At 71.5% G+C, this 22,520-nt stretch carries 13 protein-coding genes and 2 pseudogenes; 12 read left to right on the plus strand and 3 right to left on the minus strand.

All coding sequences use genetic code 11. The features are described from left to right. The 11 genes and pseudogenes from B1L11_RS39780 to B1L11_RS39825 all read left to right on the plus strand — a co-directional run. A partial coding sequence (locus tag B1L11_RS39780) for an NAD(P)-dependent oxidoreductase (protein WP_218671601.1) occupies nt 1–833 on the plus strand: 833 nt, incomplete at its 5' end. Between the two features lie 26 nt (nt 834–859). Continuing rightward, nucleotides 860–1,222 (plus strand): annotated as a pseudogene (locus B1L11_RS55580) (hypothetical protein); the annotation flags it as partial. A gap of 214 nt (nt 1,223–1,436) precedes the next feature. Beyond that, complete coding sequence (locus tag B1L11_RS49075; protein ID WP_218671602.1) at nt 1,437–2,111, plus strand: enolase C-terminal domain-like protein; 675 nt, start codon at nt 1,437–1,439, stop codon at nt 2,109–2,111. Nucleotides 2,112–2,207: 96 nt separating this feature from the next. Beyond that, nucleotides 2,208–2,603 (plus strand): annotated as a pseudogene (locus B1L11_RS55585) (LacI family DNA-binding transcriptional regulator); the annotation flags it as partial. Nucleotides 2,604–2,691: 88 nt separating this feature from the next. Further along, nucleotides 2,692–3,162: a substrate-binding domain-containing protein gene (locus B1L11_RS53135; protein ID WP_372974773.1), complete on the plus strand. Its 471-nt coding sequence runs from the start codon at nt 2,692–2,694 to the stop codon at nt 3,160–3,162. Between the two features lie 249 nt (nt 3,163–3,411). Continuing rightward, a complete protein-coding gene (locus B1L11_RS39800) occupies nt 3,412–4,803 on the plus strand; it encodes an ABC transporter substrate-binding protein (RefSeq protein ID WP_079320400.1) in 1,392 nt (463 codons plus the stop codon). Then, entirely contained in the window at nt 4,800–5,759 is a 960-nt protein-coding gene (locus tag B1L11_RS39805; protein WP_079320401.1) for a carbohydrate ABC transporter permease, read from the plus strand. Before B1L11_RS39800 ends, B1L11_RS39805 begins: the two co-directional genes overlap by 4 nt. 13 nt (nt 5,760–5,772) lie before the next feature. Next, on the plus strand, nt 5,773–6,597 hold the full coding sequence (locus B1L11_RS39810) for a carbohydrate ABC transporter permease (RefSeq protein ID WP_079320402.1): 825 nt from the start codon (nt 5,773–5,775) through the stop codon (nt 6,595–6,597). A 205-nt stretch (nt 6,598–6,802) separates the two neighbouring features. Then, nucleotides 6,803–9,619, plus strand: coding sequence for a carbohydrate-binding protein (locus tag B1L11_RS39815; protein ID WP_079320403.1), 2,817 nt, complete (start codon nt 6,803–6,805; stop codon nt 9,617–9,619). Between the two features lie 19 nt (nt 9,620–9,638). After that, complete coding sequence (locus B1L11_RS53140) at nt 9,639–11,177, plus strand: ThuA domain-containing protein (RefSeq protein WP_079320404.1); 1,539 nt, start codon at nt 9,639–9,641, stop codon at nt 11,175–11,177. A 7-nt stretch (nt 11,178–11,184) separates the two neighbouring features. Beyond that, on the plus strand, nt 11,185–12,663 hold the full coding sequence (locus B1L11_RS39825) for a discoidin domain-containing protein (RefSeq protein ID WP_218671603.1): 1,479 nt from the start codon (nt 11,185–11,187) through the stop codon (nt 12,661–12,663). 63 nt (nt 12,664–12,726) lie between these two features. Here the strand turns inward: B1L11_RS39825 and B1L11_RS39835 are convergent, their stop codons facing one another. From B1L11_RS39835 to B1L11_RS39845, 3 genes are all read right to left on the minus strand, one after another. Next, nucleotides 12,727–16,080, minus strand: coding sequence for a glycoside hydrolase N-terminal domain-containing protein (locus B1L11_RS39835; RefSeq protein WP_179155540.1), 3,354 nt, complete (start codon nt 16,078–16,080; stop codon nt 12,727–12,729). 312 nt (nt 16,081–16,392) lie between these two features. Continuing rightward, nucleotides 16,393–20,037 carry a CARDB domain-containing protein gene (locus tag B1L11_RS39840; protein ID WP_079320405.1) on the minus strand — a complete coding sequence of 1,215 codons (3,645 nt, stop codon included), beginning with the start codon at nt 20,035–20,037 and terminating at the stop codon, nt 16,393–16,395. A gap of 311 nt (nt 20,038–20,348) precedes the next feature. Continuing rightward, on the minus strand, nt 20,349–21,020 hold the full coding sequence (locus B1L11_RS39845) for a FadR/GntR family transcriptional regulator (RefSeq protein WP_079320406.1): 672 nt from the start codon (nt 21,018–21,020) through the stop codon (nt 20,349–20,351). A gap of 796 nt (nt 21,021–21,816) precedes the next feature. Here B1L11_RS39845 and B1L11_RS39850 point away from each other — a divergent pair. Beyond that, on the plus strand, nt 21,817–22,520 hold a 704-nt coding region (locus B1L11_RS39850; protein WP_256863288.1), incomplete at its 3' end, for an RICIN domain-containing protein.

Raw genomic sequence — 22,520 nt, forward strand, 5'->3', positions numbered from 1 at the left:
CGCGGCGGTGGCCGTGCGACGCTCGACCTGCTCGCCCGGGAGGGCGTGCCGGCCAGCGCACTGGACCTGCGCGATCCCGGCGACCTGAGGGCGGACCGCGTCGTCGCCGGCGCGCCGACGACCCGGAGGCGGTGCGCGAGGCGCTCGACGGCGTCGACGCCGTGATCCACCTCGCGGCGATCCCCGCACCCACCCTCGGCACCCCGGAGGAGGTGTTCCTGGGCAACGTGGGGGCGACGTTCGTCGTGCTGGAGGAGGCGGGCGCGGCCGGCGTCCGCCGGGCCGTCGTCGCGAGCAGCTTCAGCGCCCTCGGCCTGCCGTGGGCGGCGCGGCCGCTCCACCCGGCGTACGTGCCGGTGGACGAGGCCCTGCCGTTGCAGGTGGAGGATCCGTACGGGCTGTCGAAGCAGGTGGACGAGACGACCGCCGCCATGATGGCCCGCCGCCACGGCATGACGGTCGTCGCGCTGCGCTACCCGCTGCTCGGCGGTCCCGGGGACAAGCTGGACGAGAGGGCGGCCGGATACGCCGAGGACCCGGGGCGCGGCGCGAGCGAGCTGTGGACCTACCTGGACACCCGCGACGCGGCACGGGCCGCCTGGCTGTCGCTGGTCCGGCCGGTCGAGGGCTTCCGGGTCGTCTTCGTGACCGCTCCCGTGACGCTCGCCCCGCAGCGGACGGAGGACCTGCTCGCCCGCTTCCACCCGGCCGTGGAACGGCGCGCCCCGCTGCCCGGCAGGACCGCGCCGGTGGACCTGACGGCGGCCGAGACCCTGCTCGGCTTCACCGCCGAGCACCTGTACGAGCCCGTTCCGGCCGGGGAGGCGTCGTGACCCGCCCCCTCGACGGCGCGGCGGTCATGCCGGAGACGCAGGCCCCCTGGCCGGCCCGCGACGGCCTGCGGATCACCGCGGTCCGGTCGATCGTGACGGCCCCCGAAGGGGTGCCGCTGGTCGTCGTCCGCGTCGACACCAGCGACCCCGGTCTCTACGGCCTGGGCTGCGCCACCTTCACCCAGCGCTTCCACGCCGTGGCGGCCGCGGTGGACCGGCACGTCGGGCCGATGCTGACCGGCAGGCACCCCGCCGACATCGAGGACATCACCCGGATGGTCCACCTGTCCTCCTACTGGCGCGGCGGGCCGGTGCTCAACAGCGCGCTGTCAGGGGTGGACCAGGCGCTGTGGGACATCGCCGGCAAGCGGGCCGGCATGCCGGTGTACGAGCTGCTCGGCGGCAGGGTGCGCGCGGCGGCCGACACCTACCTGCACGCGGGCGGGGCGACCGTGGAGGAGACGATCGAGCACGCGGCCGCGATCCTGGCGGAGGGCTACCGCCACGTCCGGCTGCAGACGGGGGGCGCCCGGGCTCGGGAACTACGGCGCGCCCGGATCTCCGGGCGGCTATCCCGCCTCGCCGTACCCGGACGGCTGGGACGTGCAGCGCTACCTGCGGGAGACCCCGAAGCTGTTCGAGCGGGCCCGGGCCGAGCTGGGGGAGGATCCCGGCCTGATGCACGACGTGCACTCCCGGCTCACCGTCAAACAGGCCGTGGCGCTGGCGCGGGCGCTCGAGCCGTACCGCCTGTTCTTCCTGGAGGATCCGATCCCGCCGGAGCTGTACGACCGGCTGCCGGAGGTGCGCGAGGCGGCGCCGATGCCGATCGCGGCGGGGGAACAGGTCGCATCGGTCGCCGACGCGGCCCGCCTGGTCAGGGGCGGTGGGGTCGACCTGCTGCGCCTGCACGTCTCCGCGGTCGGCGGCCTCACCCCGGCGCGCAAGCTGGTGGCGTTGTGCGAGCTGACCGGGGTGGGCACGGCCTGGCACGCGCCCGCGGACGTGTCACCGATCGGCGCGGCGGCCAACGTGGCTCTCGACGTCACGTCCCCGGCGTTCCAGATCCAGGAGGGGCACGTCTACCCCGAGGCGGTGCACGAGGTCTTCCCCGGGACCATCAGCCCGGTGAACGGCTACCTCTACCCCAGCGAGCGGCCCGGATGGGGTATCGACGTCGACGAGGCCGCGGCCGCCCGGCATCCCCCGCTCACCCACCTGCACGAGCGCTGGGCGGCGCGGGTGAGGCGGCCGGACGGCGGGATCGAGGCCCCGTGACTCCCGCAGGGGAAACCCCCGCCGAGCCCGCCCCGGGCTCTCCGGCGGCGAGGGGGCAGCGGCCGAGCATCCGGGGCGTGGCGCGGCTCGCCGGGGGTGAGCGCGACGACCGTCTCCCACGCGCTCAACGGCCGCCGCCCGGTCGCCGAGGACACCCGGCGGCGGGTGCTCGAGGCGATCGAGCAGCTCGGCTACCGGCCGAACGCGCTCGCCCGCGGCCTGCGCACCAGCAGGAGCCAGACGATTGGGCTGGCCATCCCCGACATCACCAACCCGTTCTATCCGGCGCTCGCCCGCGGCATGCAGGACGTGCTCGGCGCCGCGGGCTACGAGCAGATCATCAGCAACACCGACGGCGACCGGCGCAGGGAGCGGGCCGCGATCGAGCGGATGATCGCCCGGCAGGTCGACGGGCTGGCGTTCGCCGTGTTCCACACCCACGCCGAGGACCTGGCGCCCGCAATCGAGGCCGGCATCCCCGTCGTACGGCTCGGCGGCAGGCTCGCGCAGCACGGCGTCGACGTCGTGCGCAGCGACGACGAAGGCGCGGGCGGGCGAGGCGGCCCGCCACCTCCTGGAGGTGGGGATACCGGCGAATCGGCTTCGTCAGCGGGCCCGCGGCCGAGGGGCCGGCCGCCGAGCGCGTCGCCGGCTACCGGGCCGCTCTCGCGGCGGCCGGGACGCCCCCCGACCCGAGCCTGGTCGTGCACACCGACTTCGACCGCGCGGGCGCGCCCGGGGCGCCGCCGCGCTGCTCGACCTGCCGGACCCGCCGGACGCCGTGCTGTGCGCCAACGACGTCATGGCCATCGGCGCGCTGGACACCGCCCGCGCCCGCGGCCTGCGCGTCCCGCAGGACCTCGCCGTCATGGGGTTCGACGACATCGAGGCGGCCGCCATGGTCGTGCCCGGCCTCACGACCATGGCCAACCCCGCCAGGGAGATCGGCCGGGCGTGCGCGCGGCGGCTGCTCGACCGGCTGTCGGGCGGCGCCGGGCCGTCCGCGGAGGTGGTCATCCCCGCCCGCCTCGTGCGACGTGGCTCCGCCTGATCCGGCCCTTGACACCCGGATGGTCCCGTGCGACTTTCGGGATCAGTCTTAACGATTTGCACGACGCTCTCGACGACGAGAACCAGGCGTGACGTGCACCTCCGGCGGCACCCGGAGACGACGTCGCCCACCCGGACACCATCCCCGCGGATCGCGGGGAGCCCCTGTCCGCCGGCCCGGAAGCGGCACCGGGCGGCCGGGCGGCGGGCCCGGGCGGGGACGGACAGGCCGACGGAGAGAGGAAGATCCATGGACGTGGCACGCGGGCGGCTCCGCCGCCTGCTCGCACCCGCGCTCGTGCTCGCGGCGGCGGTCGCCGCGGCGGGCTGCACGGGCGACACCGGCGAGCCGACCCGGGGAGGTGACCGGACGCTGACGATGTGGACGTTCAAGAAGTCCCACGCGGAGGCCCTGACGACGGCGGCCGCGCAGTTCACCAAGGAGACCGGGATCGCCGTCAAGGTCGAGGCGGTGACCCCCGACGACGTCTTCGTGAGCAAGGTGCAGAGCGCCGCGCAGACGGGCGGGCTGCCCGACGTGCTCGAGGTGCACTCCGGCGGCGAAGACCTCGAGATGGGCGCTTCCGGCCTGCTGCAGGACATCCGGGACGACGTCACCGAGGCATGGAAGCAGCGGCTCCTGCCGACCACCCGGGAGAGCGGCGTGCTGACCCGGCAGCGCATCGACCAGGCGGCCGCCGACTCCCCGTTCAAGAACGCCACGGCCGGGCAGCGGTTCAGCGTGCCGTTCACGGCCGGCGCCTTCGGCATCGTGTACGCGCACAAGGACAAGCTCAAGGCGGCCGGGCTCGCCCCCGGCACGCCGCCGAAGACCTGGGAGGACTTCCTCGACGCGCTGAAGGCCACCACGGCCCGCGATCCGCGGCAGGGCGGCCTGGCCCTCGGCCTGAAGGTCAGCCAGACCGGCTTCAACTGGATCTACCAGCCGCTCGCGCACTCCTACCTCGGACGGGACCGATTCCACGCACTGTGGGCCAAGGGCGCGGCCCGGGGCTTCGCCTCGCCGGAAGGGGTCGAGACGCTGGAGCTCTACAGCAGGCTGACGCCGTACTGGATGCCCGGCGCGACCACCCTGGGCATCGACGAGGCCGACATCGCCTTCGCCCAGGGCAAGGCCGCCTTCGACGTCGGCGGGACCTTCACCCTGGCGTTCCTCGCGCAGAACGGCGTGTCCCCCGCCGAGCTGCTCACCTTCCCCGTCCCGCCGCCGGCCGGGGGAGTGAACAAGGAGATCTCGATGTCGCCGCTCGCGCTGACCGGGCTCGGCCTGACGGCGACCGCGAAGGACCGCGGGGCCGCCGTCCGGTGGATCGACTGGCTCACCTCGCCGGCCGGCTCCGGCGCCGTCGCCAGGAAGTCCCTCGACCTGCCCGCCACCGACCTCGGGGCGCAGGCCGAGTCGCTGGTCGGCCCCGACCTCGCGGCCATGCAGAAGTTCTTCAGCGGGCCGCCGGCCGGCGCGTACGACGCCGCGGACGTGAGCTTCCAGCCGTCCGACTACGACCAGGTCAAGCCGGGGGACGTCATGGTGCGGCTGAGCCCGCTCGGGGAGCTGACGCCCGGGCAGGCGGGGGCCGAGCTCGACAAGGCCATGGCCTCGATGTGGAAGGCCACCGGATGAGCGTCCTCACGCTGAGGGAGCGCACCCGGAAGACCGCGGCGGGCGCGTCCGGCGGCGCCCGCCGGTGGTCGTCCCGGCTGACCGGCGTGGCCTTCGTCCTGCCCGCCGTCGCGCTGTTCCTGCTGATGGGGGTCTACACCATCGCGAGCGGGCTCGCGCTCAGCTTCGCCAAGTGGAACGGCTTCACCCCTCGCTGGATCTGGGTCGGTGTGCGGAACTACCTCGACCTGCTCTACGCCGACCCCGTCCTCGCGGCCGAGCTGCGCCGGGCCGCCGGACACACGCTGCAGGTCATGGTGGCCGTGCCCCTGCTGACGGTCGGGATCGCGCTGCCGCTGGCGGTCGCGCTGAACTCCGTGGGGCGCCTGCGCGCCGTGTTCCGCACGGTGTACTTCCTGCCGTACGTGACCACGGGCATCGCCGTCTACTTCGCCTGGCGCTACGTCCTGGAGCCCGACGGGGCGGTGAACCTCCTGCTGCGGGCCACCGGCCTGGGATCGCTCGCGCAGCCGCAGGGCTTCCTCGGCAACCCCTCGACCGCGCTGCCGACCCTGATCGTCGTCCTCGTCTGGTCGAGCGTGCCGGTCGCGACCCTGCTCTACCTGAGCGGCCTGCAGGCGATCGACCCGAACCTGCCCGAGGCGGCGCAACTCGACGGGGCCGCGCCGCGTCATGTGCTGCGCCACGTGACCTGGCCGCTGCTGCGGCCGATCACGGCCGCGATCGTGCTGCTCGGCATCCGCGACGCGCTGCACGGCTTCCAGGTCTTCCTGGTCATGACGCGCGGCGGGCCGGGCGGGCACAGCGACGTCCTCGGACTGATGGCCTACCGGCTGTCGTTCTTCAAGGGCCTGGCCCAGACCCTGGGACTGGCCAGTGCGCTCGGCTGGCTGCTGTTCGCGGCGGCGCTGCTGCTGACGCTCGTGAACGCGCGGCTGCTCAGGGCGGTGCGATGATCAGGACGGTGCGATGAGCGGCTCCCGCACGGCCCGGCTCCTGGCGTACGCCGGGCTGGCCGGCTACGCCCTGGTCAGCCTCTACCCGTTCCTGTGGATGGTGTCGGGTGCCTTCAAGGACCGGCTGGAGATCCTGCGCGGCGGCGGGCTGATCCCCGAGGCGCCGACCCTCGCCACCTTGACGTCCACCTGGAGCCGGCTCCACTTCTTCGACTACTTCCTCAACAGCCTGAAGGTCACCGGGCTGACGGTCGCGGGCGTGCTCGTGGTCTACAGCCTGGCCTCCTACGCCTTCGCCGTGCTCGACTTCCCGGGGCGGCGGGCGCTGTTCTGGATGTTCGTCTCGCTGCTGTTCGTCCCCGGCATCACGATGCTGCTGCCGGTGGTCGTGCTGGAGAAGCACCTCGGCATCCTCGGCACACACCTCGGGCTGGTCCTGCCGTTCGTGAACGGCACGGCGCCGCTCACGGTGCTGCTGCTGACCAACTCCTTCCGTGCCGTGCCGGGGGAGCTGCGCGACGCCGCGCGCTGCGACGGGGCGGGCGACCTGCGCATCTACCTGTCCGTCTACCTGCCCCTCGCCAGGCCGGCGCACGTCACCGTCGCCGTGCTCACGGCCGTGCCGACGTGGAACGAGTACCTGCTGTCGCGCGTGTCGCTGTCCGACCCCTCCCGCTACACCCTGCCGATCGGGCTGGAGTCGCTGATATCAAGCGAGGTGCCCCGCTACAACGAGGTGATGGCGGCGTCCCTGATCATCGTCCTGCCCGTCGTCGCGCTGTTCCTGTTCCTGCAGCGCTACTTCGTCAACGGCCTCGTCGGCGCGCTCAAGGGCTGACGACCGAATGCTCGGACGCGGGGGGTGACAGACGGATACCACCTGTGTTAGAAACCGGTAAATTCCTCTACAGTTCTCCGCAAGAACCGGACAGAACAGCGGAGGAGAGAAACAGGGGCGGCACCCCTCACCGGCACAAGGGCAACAGCGCGGCGGCGCGCGCCTTGCCTGACATGAGTCTTCAGGTCAGGAAGGAAGAGTCCCCATGTCCCGACGTCCGTGGCTGACGAAACTGGCCACGCTGGCGCTGATCACCCCGGGAGCCGTCGTGTTGACCGCTCCCGAGGCGAACGCGCTGACCATCCCGGCCTCCGACTACCAGCAGGTCGCCCTCGCGGCTGGGGGAGCGGAGCTCGGCGAGGCCATGTCGCTGGCGGTCCTCCCGAACCGGTCGGTCGTGCACACGGCCCGCGACGGCACGGTGCGCGTGACCGACGCGAACGGCACCACCAAGGTGGCGGGCAAGCTCAACGTCTACACCCACGACGAGGAGGGCCTGCAGGGTGTGGCGGCAGACCCGGGCTTCGCCGCCAACCGCTACATCTGGCTGTACTACTCGCCCCGGCTCACCACTCCGGACGGCGACGCGCCGACGAACGGCACCCAGGCGCAGTTCGACCAGTGGAAGGGCGAGCTGCACCTGTCCCGGTTCACCCTGAAGGCGGACGACACGCTCGACATGGCCAGCGAGAAGGTCGTCCTCGTCGTCCCCAACGACCGCGGACAGTGCTGCCACGTCGGCGGCGACATCGACTTCGACGCGGCCGGCAACCTCTACCTGACCACCGGCGACGACACCAACCCCTTCGAGTCGAACGCCTACTCCCCGCTGGACGAGCGCACCGACCGCAACCCGCAGTTCGACGCGCAGCGCTCGTCGGGTAACACCAACGACCTGCGCGGCAAGGTCCTGCGCATCAAGCCGCAGCCCGACGGCACGTACACGATCCCCAGCGGCAACCTCTTCCCACCGGGCACGGCGAAGACGCGGCCCGAGATCTACGCGATGGGCTTCCGCAACCCCTTCCGGATGTCCGTCGACAAGGCCACCGGCATCGTCTACCTGGGCGACTACGGGCCGGACGCGGGGGTGAGCGACCCCAACCGCGGGCCGGGCGGGCAGGTGGAGTTCGACCGGATCACCGGTCCGGGCAACTACGGCTGGCCGTACTGCACGGGGACGAACACCACCGCGGAGACCTACAACGAGTACACCTTCCCGAGCGGCCCCTCCGGCGCCAAGTACGACTGTGCCAGCGGGCCCACCAACGACTCCTTCCGCAACACCGGCCTCGCCAAGCTGCCCCCGGCCAAGCCGAGCTGGATCAGGTACGACGGCGACGCCGGATCGCCGCCGGAGTTCGGCAGCGGGTCGGAGTCGCCGATGGGCGGCCCGGTCTACCGTTACGACGCCGGTCTCAACTCCAGCGTCAAGTTCCCCTCCTCCCTGAACGGCCGCTTCTTCGCGGGTGAGTACGGCAGGCGGTGGATCAAGGCGATCGAGGTGAAGAGCGACGGCTCGCCCGGGGAGATCTCCGCCTTCCCCTGGACCGGCACGCAGGTCATGGACATGGCCTTCGGCCCCGACGGCGCCCTCTACGTGCTCGACTACGGCACCGGGAGCAACAACCAGGCGCTCTACCGGATCGAGTACATCGGCGGGAGCAACCGCAACCCGGTCGCCAAGGCGTCGGCGAACAGGACCTCGGGCCCGACGCCGCTGGCGGTCACCTTCTCCTCGGCCGGCAGCTCCGACCCGGAGGGCGGCGCGCTGACCTACTCGTGGGCCTTCGGGGACGGCGGCACCTCGACCGAGGCCAATCCGGCGCACACGTACACGACCAAGGGCACCTACACGGCGACGCTGACCGTCAGGGACCCGCAGGGCCTGACCGGGACGGCCGACGTGCTGATCACCGCCGGCAACACCGCGCCGACCGTGTCGCTGACCACCCCCGCGGACGGGCAGTTGTTCGCGTTCGGCGACACCGTGCCGTTCCAGGTGCAGGTGAGCGACCCCGAAGACGGCACGATCGACTGTTCCAAGGTCACCGTGACCTACCTGCTCGGGCACGACAGCCATGAGCACCAGATCACTTCCAAGACCGGCTGCTCGGGGAGCATCCAGGTGCCGACGGACGGCGAGCACGACGCCGCGGCCAACATCTACGGCGTCTTCGACGCGAGCTACACCGACTCCGCCGGGCTCACCGCACACAGCAAGCGCGTCCTGCAGCCGCGCCACCGGCAGGCCGAGCACTTCGGCGCCCAGCAGGGCGTCCAGACCGCCGACCACGGCGGCGCCGAGGGCGGCAAGACCGTCGGCTTCACCGACGACGGCGACTGGATCTCCTTCCAGCCGTACGCGCCGGGCAACGCGACGAGGATCACCGCCCGGGTGTCGTCCGGCGGCCCCGGCGGCCGGATCGAGGTGCGGACCGGCTCGGCGACCGGCACGCTGCTCGGCACCGTGACCGTGCCGAACACCGGAGGCTGGGACACCTTCACCGAGGTCTCCGCACCCCTCAGCGGCGCGCCCACCGGCACGACCACGCTGTACCTCGTCTTCCGCGGGGTGACCGGCCAGGGCAACCTGCTCGACCTGGACGCCTTCACCTTCGACGCCTCCACCTCCACCAGCCAGACGGTCGAGGGCGAGGCGTACACCTCGCAGTCGGGCGTCCAGCCGGCCGACCACGCCGGGGCGAGCGGCGGCAGGACGGTGGGGTACATCAACGACGGCGATTGGGCGGGCTACTCGTCGATCGGCACGGCCGGCGCGAAGGGCTTCAGCGCCCGGGTGTCCTCCGCCGGCTCGGGAGGCGCCATCCAGGTCCGCTCCGGCTCCGCCACGGGGACGCTGCTGGGGTCGGTGAACGTGCCGGTCACCGGGAGCTGGGACACCTTCCAGACGGTCTCGGGGACGCTGACCGGCTCGGCCTCGGGCCCGCTGTACCTCGTCTTCACCGGCAGCGGCACCGGTTACCTGTACGACATCGACACCTTCACGATCACCAAGTGACCCGGCGGAAGGACCCCCCATGCTGCGACGTCTGATGCTCGCCGCGGCGGTGCTCGCCACCGCCGCCGCCACCGCCATCCCCGCCGTGCCCGCCGAGGCCGCCGCCTTCAAGGTGCTCGTCTTCTCCAAGACGGCCGGGTTCCGGCACGACTCCATCCCCGCGGGCGTCCAGGCCATCCGCGACCTGGGCGCCGCAGGAGACTTCGAGGTGAACGCGACCGAGGACGCCGGCGCGTTCACCTCGAGCAATCTCGCGCAATACAGGGCCGTGGTGTTCCTCAGCACCACCGGCGACGTGCTCGACGCCGCCCAGCAGGCCGCCTTCCAGTCGTACGTCGACGGCGGGGGCGGCTACGTGGGCGTGCACGCCGCCGCCGACACCGAGTACGACTGGCCCTACTACGGCCAGTTGACGGGCGCCTGGTTCGACAGCCATCCCTCCATCCAGCAGGCGAACGTCAAGACCGAGGACACCGCACATCCCGCGACCTCCGGCCTGCCGGCGACGTGGACGCGGACCGATGAGTGGTACAACTACCGCACCAACCCACGGCCCAACGTGCACGTGCTGCAGAGCCTGGACGAGTCCAGCTACAGCGGCGGCACCATGGGCGACCACCCGATCACCTGGTGCCACCCGCAGGCGTCCGGCCGCGCGTTCTACACCGGTCTCGGCCACACCGCCGAGTCCTACACGGAGCCGAACTTCCGCAGCCTGCTGCTCGGCGGCATCAGGTACGCGGCCGGAGCGGTGCAGGCCGACTGCGCTCCCCCCAGCGGCGGTCCGGGCGGCGGGACGATCGAAGCGGAGTCCTACACTTCCCAGTCGGGCGTCCAGCCCGCCTCTCACGGCACCGCCAGCGGCGGCACGACCGTCGGGTTCATCGACAACGGCGACTGGGTGGGATACGCCTCGGTCGGCACGGCGGGCGCGACCGGGTTCACCGCCCGGGTGTCCTCCGCCGGAGCGGGCGGCACCATCCAGGTCCGGTCCGGCTCCCCAACCGGCACCCTGCTCGGCTCGGTCACCGTCCCGGTGACCGGTAGCTGGGACACCTTCACGACCGTCTCGACCACGCTGACCGGCTCGGCCTCCGGCCCGCTGTACCTGGTCTTCACCGGCGGATCCGGTTCCCTGTTCGACGTGGACACGTTCTCGCTCACCACGTCGGCCACGACGACCGTCGAAGGGGAGGCGTACACCTCGCAGTCCGGCGTCCAGCCCGCCGACCACGCCGGGGCGAGCGGCGGCAGGACGGTGGGGTACATCAACAACGGCGACTGGGCCGCGTACTCGGGCGTGAGCACCTCGGGCCTGAAGTCGTTCGGCGCGCGGGTGTCCTCGGCGGGCTCCGGTGGGACGATCCAGGTCCGTTCGGGTTCGGCGACGGGGACGCTGCTGGGGTCGGTGAACGTGCCGGTGACCGGGAGCTGGGACACCTTCCGGACGGTCTCGGGGACGCTGACCGGGTCGGCCTCGGGCCCGCTGTACCTCGTCTTCACGGGAAGCGGCGGCAACTACCTGTTCGACCTCGACTCCTTCACGGTCACGAGGTGACGGCGTGATGAGACGCATCGTCCTGGCGCTCCTGCTCGCCGCCGGCCTGCTGGGCCTGCCTGTCTCGCCCGCCCGGGCGGCGGCCCCCGACCTGTCGGCGAACACCCACATCTTCTACTACCCCTGGTACGGCTCGCCCTCGGTGAACGGGAGCTGGCGGCACTGGCAGCAGGGCGGCCACACCCCGCCCGCCGACATCGGCTCCGACCTGTACCCCGCGCTGGGCGCGTACGACTCGGGCGACGTCGCAGGGACGGTCGCCCAGCACATGAAGTGGATCCGGCAGGCCGGAGTGGGCGTGCTGGTCTACAGCTGGTGGGGAAGGGGCAGCTACGAGGACACCCTGGTCAGGCAGGTCCTGGACGCCGCCCAGGCGCAGGGACTCAAGGTGGCCTGGCACCTCGAGCCGTACGAGGGCCGCACCGCCGACTCGACCGTCGCCGACATCCGCTACATCGACGCGACATACGGCGGCCACCCGGCCTTCTACCGGGCCGCCGACCAGGGGAACCGGCCGGCGTTCTACGTCTTCGAGAGCCTGCGCGTCGCCGACTGGTCGGCGCTCGACCAGGTGAACCGGGACAACATCGTCCTGGCGCAGACCACCGACACCACGAAGATCGCGCACTTCTCCGGCATGTACACCTACGACGCCATCGCGGGCGCCACGGCCCCCGGTTGGAAGAACGCCTCCGACTACGCCAAGCAGCATGGGCTCGTCTGGGCGCCGTCGATCGGCCCCGGGTACGTCGACGACCGGGCCGTACCCGGCAACACCACGCCCACGCTCGGCCGGGCGAACGGCGCGACGTACGACAAGGAATGGGCGAACGCGCTCGACCCCGCGACGGGCGGGCTGCCGACGTGGGTCTCCATCACCTCCTTCAACGAGTGGCACGAGGGCAGCGTGATCGAGCCGGCGTCCGGCACGCCGCCGGCCGGGTACGGCTACCAGACCTACGAGGGCGCGTACGGCAGGACCGGCGCGGCGGCCGAGACGGCCTACCTCGACCGGACGAAGTACTGGACGACGGAGTTCGAGAACCGGCGGGCCGGGTCGCCGGCCAACCTCGCGCTCAACCGGCCCGCCACTGCGGACAGCGCCTGCGCGCCGTCCGAGGGCCCCGCGAAGGCGGTCAACGGAAGCTGGACCGGCGGCATCGGCGACAAGTGGTGCTCGCTCGGCGCCGCCAAGTGGCTGCGCCTCGACCTGGGCTCCGCCGTGACCGTGGGCCGCCTCGTCGTCCGGCACGCCGGGGCGGGCGGGGAGAAGGCGAGCTGGAACACCCGCGACTTCGACCTGCGGACGAGCATCGACGGCACCACCTGGACGACCGTGGCGTCGGTCCGTGGCAACACCGCCGACGTGACCACCCACGCGATCACGCCGGTGACGGCGCGGTACGTCCGGCTCGACGTCCTGACCCCGACCGGCGACGGCGACCGGGCCGCTCGGGTGTACGAACTGGAGGTGTACGGCCGCTGACCGAAGGCCGGTCGCGCGGAACGGGCTCCGGGGCGGCGCGCCCCGGAGCCCGTTCGTCAGGCGTCAGAAGGCCGGGTGTCGGAAAGCGAGGTCTCGCCAGGTCTTCACCTGGTCGGGCGAGAGCCTCCTGGCGAAGATGGCCATCCGGTCGACCGCGCCGGACAGCCGCTGGCCGCCGCCCTGGTCCGCCGCGAAGCGCAGCGGGCGGGACGTGCAGCCGGTGATGCCGTCGCCGGTCGCCTGGCCTCCGGCCACCCGTACGCTGTCGACGTAGACGTCGATGGCCCCGCCCTTGGCCAGGGTGACGACCAGGTCGATCCAGCGGCCGGCGGGGATGGTCGTGTTGATCCCCACGTTCAGGCCGGCTCCGATGAACCGCAGCGTGTTCGACGGCGTCAGGTCGACGATGATCCCGTCGGTGCCGGGGTTGCCGGAGGGCTGGGAGTCGAACAGCCGCCGGTAGCCGCTGCCCGCCACCTTGACCTCGGCGGCGAAGGTGGCCTCGGGCAGGTAGCCGAGGGTCGTGTTTCCCGTGGTCAGGTAGGTCGAGCCGGACAGGACCAGCCCGCTGCCGCTCGGCGCGCCGGCGTCGTAGGCCGCACCTCCCACGATCCGCGCGTCGCGCCCGTTGCCCGACGCGTCGGTCACGGTGTCGCCGGAGGAGGGGTCCCAGGCCACCAGCGGCCGGTCGGCGGAGGGGGTGGCGCAGGGGTTCAGCGCCACGGTGGCGGCGGCGCTGCCGGTCCAGTCGTCCCCGGTCGCCGTGGCGGTGATCCGCGCGCTTCTGGTGCCGTCGGCCGGCCCGCTGGTGACCGTGAACGTCGCGGTCCGCGTCCGCCCCGGAACGGACGCCGGCAGGTGCACCGTGGCGGGGGCCGCCGTCCAGCCCTTGGGCAGGGTCAGCGTCACGTCGGACGCCGGCACCGCCCGCTTCCGGGTGGCGGTCACGGCGACCTCGACGGGGAAGGAGGCGTCCGGCCCCGTCGCCGCGGGCGCGGTGAGGGTGATCGCGGCCTCGTTCTGGATGGTGTACGCCGTGCCGGCCGTGGCGTTCCACGTCAGTGTGTCGCCGTCGCGGTGCGGGCCGACCTCGTGACCGCGTCCGTCGTAGACGCGGTAGCGGCCGGCGATGAAGCCGGACTTCACCGTGATCGGCCCGCTCTTCCCGGGGTGCACGGTGATCGTGTCGGCGGCGCCGTCCTTCCAGGTCGCGTCCACGGTGACGTCGCCGCGGGCGCGCAGGCCGGAGAACGAGCCGTCCTTCCAGGCCGACGGGAGCGCCGGCAGCACGTGCACGTAGTCGTGCTGGCTCTGCACCAGCATCTCCGCCACGCCCGAGGTGGCCCCGAAGTTGCCGTCGATCTGGAACGGCGGGTGGGTGTCCCAGAGGTTGTCGAGGGTGGAGGTCTTGATCTGCTCGCTGAGCATCTTCAGCGCGTGGTCGCCGTCGAGCAGCCGGGCCCAGAAGTTGATCTTCCAGGCCTTGCTCCAGCCGGTGCCGCCGTCGCCGCGGGCCGCGAGCGACACCTTCGCGGCCTCGGCCTCGGGCGTTCCGGCGACGATCTGGTTGCCGGGGTGCAGCGCGTAGAGGTGCGAGACGTGCCGGTGGTCGTCGGTCTTCGAGTCCCAGTCGCTCTTCCACTCCTGGAGCTGGCCCCAGGAGCCGACGCGGATGCCCGGGTCGAGCGTGGCGAGCTTCGCCTTCACCTCCGCCTGGAAGTTCTCGTCCACGCCGAGTTTCTTCGCGGCGGCGAGCGCGTTGGTGAGGACCTCGCGCACGATCTGCTGGGACATCGAGGCGCCCGCGGAGAAGTCGCCGTGCTCGGGCGAGTAGCTCGGCGACACGACCAGCGTGCCGTCACGCGGATCGGTGTGCAGGAAGTCGAGCCAGAACTCGGCGGCGCCCTTGATCACCGGATAGGCGGTGTCGCGCAGATAGGCCACGTCGCCGGTGAACCGATATCTGTCGTACAGCTGCTGGGTGGTCCAGGCCGCCGCCTCGGGGAACCAGAACGAGGTGGCCCAGTCGTGGAGGCCGGTGAAGCCGAACGGGTTGGTCTCGTTGTTGACCACCCAGCCCCGGGCGCCGTACATCTCCCGGGCGGTCTTCGCGCCGGGCGCGACCATCGCCGAGACGTACCGGTCGTACGGACGGGTGGTCTCGTCGAGGTTCGTCTGCTCGGCGAGCCAGTAGTTCATCTGCAGGTTGATGTTGACGTGGTAGTCGGCCGACCAGGGCGGGCTGGTGGAGTTGTTCCACACGCCCTGCAGGTTGGCGGGCAGCAGGTCGTCCGCCCGGGAGGAGGAGATCAGCAGGTAGCGGCCGTAGGCGAACATGAGCGCCTCCAGCGCCCGGTCGTCGGCCGAGCCGCCGCCCGTGTAGGCGCGGCGCAGCTGGTCGGTCGGGACGGCCGGGGTGCTCTGGCCGATGTCCAGCTTCACCCGGTCGAACAGGCCGCGGTAGTCCGCCAGGTGTGCCTGCTTGAGCTGGTCGTAGCTCTTGCCGGCCGCGGCGTCCACGGCCGCGGTCACCTTCGCGTGCGGGTCGGGGCCGCGGTAGGCGGGGTAGTCGCCGGCATAGTCGGTCCCGGCCGACAGCACGAAGACCGCGCTGTCGGCGCCGGTGACGGTGACCTTGTCCCCGTCGTCGGTGCGGGTGCCACCCTGGTTGATCACCTGCACCTGGGCCTCGAACTTCATTTTGTTGTCCGACAGGGCGCCGCGGATGGTGAGCCGGCCACCCGACGCGGTGACCGTCTTGTCGCTGCGCGGCGAGGTGTGCCGCAGCGTGAAGGAGACCTTGCCGTCCTGGTCGGCCGAGAGCCGGCCGACGATCACGTTGCCGGGGTGGCTGGCGAAGTACTCGCGGGAGTACGTGACGCCGTCGGCCGCGTAGCTCACTCGGGCCACGGCGTCGCGCAGGCTCAGCTCGCGACGGTAGGAGGTGGGGTTCCCGGGCGCGCCGGCGAAGTCGAGATACAGGTCGCCGAAGGTCTGGTAGGCGCCGAAGCCCGTCTTGGGCTGGCCCAGCTTGGCGGCCACGGCGTCCGGCGCCATCCTGCCGTCGCGGTCGATCTGCCGCTGGACCTCGGCGATGGCGTCCGGCCGGGGGGTCTTCCAGTTGCCGAAGTCGTAGCCGGGCGAGCCGGGACCACCGGTCCACAGGGTCTTCTCGTTGAACTGGAGCTGCTCGGTCGCCACGCCGCCGAAGATCTTGGCACCCAGCGGGCCGTTGCCGATCGGCAGCGCCTGGGTCTCCCAGTCGGTGGCGGGCCTGTCGTACCAGAGGGTCAGGTTGTCGGGCGCGCCCGCCTGCTGGGCGGGTTCGGCGGCCGCCTGCTCGGGCGGGGCGAGACCCGCGGCCAGCGCGAGGACGGCCGCGAGGACGGCGGGGAGTCGTAACGAGGGGTGAGGCACACATTCCTCCGATCACAGGCTGACCTTGAGACAAGGAGATAGCACCGAAACCCTTATGTAACAAGACACTGATCCGATGTATCCGGCACACGTGAGCGGAATCAGCACATATTTGCCCGGGAATTCTCGACGTCGTGCGCATAGCAGATCGGATGTATCCCCGATGGGAGTGTTGACGTAACCGGCATGCCAGGCGCCGCATCCGAGGGCGACGCATCGGATGTATCGGCCGAGAGATGTGGGGTGAAGCTGCGGTGCGCAGGGCATGAGAAAGGCGGCCCGGAGTGACCTCCGGGCCGCCTCCGTCCCGCGCTATCCGCCGTTGATCACGAAGCTCGTGCCCTGCTCGCGCACGATGTCACCCTTGGCCGAGCCGGTGATCGTGACGCCGGTCAGCGTCGCGCTGCCGCGGGCGCCGTTCTGGGCCAGGATGCCGGCGCCGTTGTTCGACTTGTCGATCTTCACGTTGATGATCGCCACACCTGGTGTCGCGCCGCCGCCCGACTTGAACTGGATGCCGTCGTAGGTCGAGTCGTGGATCTCGGTGTCCCTGATCGTGACGCCGGGGATGTCCCTGGTCGCCGCGAACAGCGTGATGGCGCCGAACTTCTGGTTCTCGCCCCAGAAGGCGCCGCCGGTGCGGTAGAGGGCGTTGTTGGCGATCAGCGTCTGCCCGGAGAAGGGCAGGGGGTCGTGGTCGGTCGCCAGCATGATGCCCGGGTAGTTCATGGTGTCGTAGACGAGGTTGTTCTCGATCGTGTTGCCGTAGCCGCCGTATATCGCGATGCCGTTCGCACGCCAGGGCAACTGGATGGTGTTGTTGACGAAGCTGTTGTCGTGGGCGATGTCGACCGAGGGGTCCTTGACGTACCGGTTGGCCCAGACCGCCAGCGAGTCGTCGCCGGTCGTACGGAACGAGGAGTTGAACACCCGCGAGTTCCGCGTGCCGTTGGTGAAGTTGATGCCGTCGGCGTAGGTGTCGCGGATGCGCATGCCGCTGAACTGCAGCCCGTCCGCCGGGCCCCACAGGGCGGGGATGTTGTCGTAGTCGCGGCCGACCCACACCCCGACGTTGGCGTGTTCGATCCACACGTTGGTGATCTTCGTGTTCTTGCCGAACCGGCCGTTCAGCCCGACGCCGCCCTCCGCGCCGCCCGGACCGCCGCGGATGCGGCCGGAGCCGAAGATGGCGATGTCGGAGATCTGGACGTTGTCGTCGATGTCGAAGCCGAAGTTGCCCTCGTGCGGGTGGTTGATGCCGCCCGCCAGGTGCGGCTCGGTCAGGGTGTACAGCTGGGAGTGCCACATGCCCGCGCCGCGGATGGTGACGTCCCTGATGCCCACCTGGTTGTACTGGCCGCGGTTCAGCGGGTCGTCGGTGAGGATCTTCTGCTCCTGCCGCCACTGGCCCGGCGGGATCCAGACGCAGCCGATCACGCCGTTCTGGTCGTCGGTCACCGCCCGCTGGATGGCGGCCGTGTCGTCGACCCCGTCGTTGGGCACCGCGCCGTACGCCGTGATCGAGGTGCAGCCGGCCGGTTGGCTCGCCGGCGGCGCGACCTGCTCCAGGTCGACGAAGTCGATGACGTAGAAGGCCGCGGTGTCGCTCGCGTCGCGCTGCAACCGGAACTTCGTGCCCGCCGGGTAGGTCTGCGGCAGCAGGGCGTGCGCCTCGTCGAACAGCCGCCGCGCGTCGGCCTGCGGCGTGTTCGTCAGCCCCTCGGGGTCGTCGGTGTTCCCGTACAGCCAGCTGTGCCGGGACGAGAGCGTCAGTTTCTGGACGAAGGCGTCGTCGACGTACAGGCTGATCGTGGCGTCGATGCCGCCGCCGTTCGGCGCGTCGGGGATGGAGTTGCGCACCACGATCGAGTTGGCCTGGTTCGTCGAGGTGAACTCGACGAACTGACCGGTGCCGTTCAGCCGCACCGACTTCCTTCCCGACGACTCGGTGGCGAAGTTGGTGTGCCCGAACGTCCGCAGCGGGTCGGCCTCCAGCAGGGTGCCCTGGTAGCGGGCGGCCTCGGCCTCGTACTCGACCCACGGCACGGCGGCGCCGCGCCCGACCACGATGGCCTGCGAGAACGTGTTGTTGTTCTCGTTGGTCTCGGCGACGACGCCGGTCGCGTCGGCGGTGGCGGTGATCGTCGCGCCGCCGTCGGCCGCGGTCCAGCTCCCGCCGACGGCGACGGAGACCGTGGCCCCGGCGGCGATCGAGGGAGTGGAGCCGTTGAGCGTCGTGCCGCCCACCACCACGCGGGTGACCGTGGTCGCCCCCGTGGCGGTGGTCCCGCGGTTCTTCACCGACACCGTGAACGTCACCGGTGTCCCGGCCGCCGGGTTCTGCGGGTTGGGGGTGACGCCGAGGACCTGCAGGTCGGGACCGGGAGCCTGCGCGACGACCAGCGACGACGAGGCGTTCAGCAGGTTGTTGTTCTCGTTCTGCTCGAAGACCGTGTTGTCGGCGTCCACTCTGGCGCTGACCGTGTACGTCCCCTCGGCGCGCGTGCCGACGGCATGGGTGACGGTCGCGGTGCCGCCCGGCGGCAGGGCGGGGACGGCCGGGGCGCCGGCCAGCGCGCCGCCGACGTAGAGGTTCACGCTGTCGGCGGCCGAGGCGGCGGTGCCCGCGTTCTTGACCGTGGCCGACAGCGTGATCGTGTCCGTCTCGGTCGGGGAGGCCGGGGTCCACGACAGGTTCGTGACGGTGAGGTCGGGGTTCGGCGCAGGGACGCCGATGACCTGGAACTCGGCGACCTGGCCGCCCGGCGCGCCGGTGTTGCTCGCGAACCTCAGCTGGACGTCGGCGACGGTCGCGGACAGATCGATCGTCACGGAGTTGCCGGAGGCCGGGTTGAAGGTGTAGTCGGCCGCCGGCTTGAGGGTCTGGTACGTCGTCGCACTCTGCTCGCGGCCCAGGATCTGGATGTTCTGCGTGCGCGTCGCCCAGGCCAGGTCGGGATTGAGCTTGAGCACGACCGCGCTGACGGTGGCGTTGGCGCCGAGCTTGACGGTCAGCGTGTTGGGATACGCCCCCGGGTCGGCCTCCCAGTAGGTGGCCGGGTTGTTGTCGTTGGCGTTGGCCGCGACGAACGTGTACACGTGGCCCGACTCGACCATCTCCTTGCCGATGGCCAGGTTGGAGCCGGGGTCGCCGGTGCCGTCGCGGGTCACCGCGTTGCTGTCGGCCGACTGGTTGCCCGCCGCGTCCCTGGCCCGGACGACGTACGTCACGGTCGCCGACGCCGGCTGGGTGTCGGTGTAGGTGAGCACGTCGCCCGCGACGCTGGCCCGTAGCCGGCTGTTGGCGTAGACGTCGTAGCCGGTCACGGCCACGTCGTCCCTGGAGGCGTTCCAGGTGAGCTTGATCTGGCCGGAGGCGGGCTGCGTGTAGGTGAGGTTGGTGGGGGCGCTCGGCGGCTGGGTGTCGGCCTCGGTGCCGCTCGCCGCGTAGATCTCGAACTCGGAGATCTGCGCGGCGGGCCAGCCGGTGTTGGCGGTGACGTTCACCCGCCAGAACCGGTGCGTCGCGGCGGTGAAGTCGATGGTGACCTTGTTGTCGGTCGCCGGGTCGAAGGTGTAGCCGGCCGAGGCCACGACGGTGCTGAAGGCGGAGCCGTCCGCGCTGCCCTGCACCGAGAGCGTCTGGGTGCGGGTCTGCCAGACGCTCGGCGAGGGCACCTTGAGGACGATCCGGTCCACGCTCCTGGCGGTGCCGAGGTCGACCTGCGCCCACTGCGGGAAGCTGTTGTTGGCGCTCTCCCAGTAGGTGTCCTGGTTGCCGTCGTTGAGGGCCGGCACGGGATAGCCGGCCGTGGAACTGCTGGCCTGGGTCGCCTTGCCCGGCGACAGGTTGGGCCCTCCCGCGGCGGCGGCCGGGACGACCCACGCCAGGAGGGTGAGCATGCCGGCGACGACCAGGGTCGCGAGCAGCCGTAACGGTCCGTGCGATGTCCTCATTCGCGCTCTTCCATCTCTCGTACGGGGACGGCAGGCCGGTGCGGGAGGACGTGCGGTCTCCACGGCCACCGGTGGCGAATGCACGGACGCGATGCACTCAGGGTGTTGCGGTGAACGGCAAAGGTTTTGACGCGACTTGCACAGTTATTGCAGTAGTTTGGCCAGATGTTACATAGGCGCTACTGCGCCGTCAACGCTCCGAAAAGGCGACGGTGAAGCCGGGGGCGGCGGCGCGCTCGGCGCCGCCCCGCCTGAGCAGGCGCACCGTACATCGGGCCGCAGGCCGAGGCGCGACCCGGGACTGCGCCGTTTCAGAGCGTGCGGCGGAGCCATTCCTCCACGCCCGCCACGTGGACCGTGGCCCACGCCCTGGCCACCTCCGGCCTCCGGGCCGCGATCGCGTCGCAGATCATGACGTGCTGCTCCCGGGTGTCGTCGAGCGCCCCCTCCTGGGTGAGGCCGCGCCACACCCGGGCCCGCGTCGTCGGCCCGGAGAGGCTGTCGATCAGCGAGCACAGCACGGGATTGCCCGACCCCGCCGCGATGTGCTGGTGGAACCGCAGGTCGTTGGCGACCAGCTCCTCCACGCTGGGATCGGCGGGCAGCGCGCCGAGGATGGCGCGGAGTTCCTTGACGTCCTCGTCCGGCATGTTCATCGCGGCCATCGCGGTGGCGGCGGGCTCCAGGACCCGCCGTACCTCCAGGAACTGCAGCACGGTGTCGTCGCGGTGGAAGTCCACGACGAACGACATCGCCTCAAGGAGCAGGTGGGGCTGGAGGCTGGTGACGTAGGTGCCGTCGCCCTGCCGCACGTCGAGTACGTTGATCAGGGCGAGGGCGCGTACGGCCTCCCGGAGGGAGTTGCGGGACAGACCGAGCCGTTCGGCCAGATCGGCCTCCTTCGGCAGCCGGTCACCCGGAGCGAGCTCGCCCGACGTGATCATCTGCTTGATCTTGTCGATCGCCGCGTCCGTGACCGCCACGGAGCCTCCTCCAGTGTTTCCTCGCGAACGAGGCCGCATACATCGGATGTCTAGCAGTCTAGGGGCCGCGCCGAGCGTGCCGTCCGGGTTGTCGCCCCTGCCTCCACTGCCGCCCACCGTCGACCCCGGCAGGAGGAAGCCGCCTTGAGGGGTCGGTCCGGAAACCAGCCAGAAGGTGTCACGAGCGGTTCCGGAAACTTTCTCCTCGTCGGGCCGAGGCGGTGCTTGTACGCTGCACTGACGTGTCAACGGCCGGGGTAACTTTCCTGCCCCCATGGCCGGCGGTCCGCCGCGACCGCGGTCTGGATGAACGTTTCATCCCGCACAACCACGGGCCCGGGCGCCCACGGCGTGTCGTGGCAGATGAGACCGTTTGCGCGGACGTGACGGCGGCGACGGGCGGAGGCCGCCGCCTTGACAGGGGCTCGCCGCCTCGGATTTGCTCCCGCGCACCACCACCTCCCGCCGGCACGAGGAGAGGAGCGAACGTTTCCTGCTCGATGTTAGCGCTAACAGCTGCTGTCGAACCGTCCGGCTCGTCCTGCGACGAGCGCGTCCTCATGTGACGAGCCGGCTCCGGCCGCGCCGCCGGTGACGCACCGGCTCGTGCCTCACGGCCAAGCCCTGCCGCGGAGCACGGGCGGAGCCTCGCCGGCTCCATCCTCCGGAGACCACTCGCAGGTTCGGACCTGCCAGGAGGCCCGGAGGTCGCTCCACCCGCGGAGAATCCGCACGCGCTCGGAATCCGCCGTCCGAAGGCGGGCATCCACCGCGACGCCGGACGGAACGGCCCGCCGTGTCCCACCTTCACAGGAGAGAAGATGCACTCACCCCCCGCTCGCGTGGCGGTGGCCGGCGACGCTCGCCGGCCACCCTCGTCACGTGTCTGCTGGCGGCGCTCGCGACCGTCCTCGCCACCGCCCTCACCTGGGTGGCGCCGGCGTCGGCGGCGAGCGTCGACACCAACGCCTGGTACGTCCTGGTCAACCGCAACAGCGGCAAGGCCCTGGACGTCTCCAACTTCTCGACGGCCGACGGCGGGTCGCTCGTGCAGTGGTCCCGCACCGACGCCAACAACCAGCAGTGGCGCTTCGTCGACTCCGGCGGCGGCTACTACCGCCTGCAGTCACGCCACTCCGGCAAGGTCCTGGACGTCTACAACTTCTCCACCGCCGACGCCGCCGACGTCGTGCAGTGGAGCGACCACAACGGCACCAACCAGCAGTTCCAGCTCGCCGACTCGTCCGGCGGCTACGTACGGCTGATCAACCGCAACAGCGGCAAGGCCGTGGAGGTCCAGAACGCCTCCACCGCGGACGGCGGCAGGATCGTGCAGTACACCGACTGGGGCGGCAACAACCAGCAGTGGCAACTTGTCCGCGTCGGGAGCGTCTCCGACCCCTCGCCCTCTCCGAGTCCTTCACCGTCGCCGTCGCCGTCGCCGTCGGGTGGGCCGTGGCCGCCGTCGTCGACCTACTCCAATCCGGTGTTGTGGGAGGA

Source organism: Microbispora sp. GKU 823 (assembly GCF_002027145.1).
GTDB lineage: Bacteria > Actinomycetota > Actinomycetes > Streptosporangiales > Streptosporangiaceae > Microbispora > Microbispora siamensis.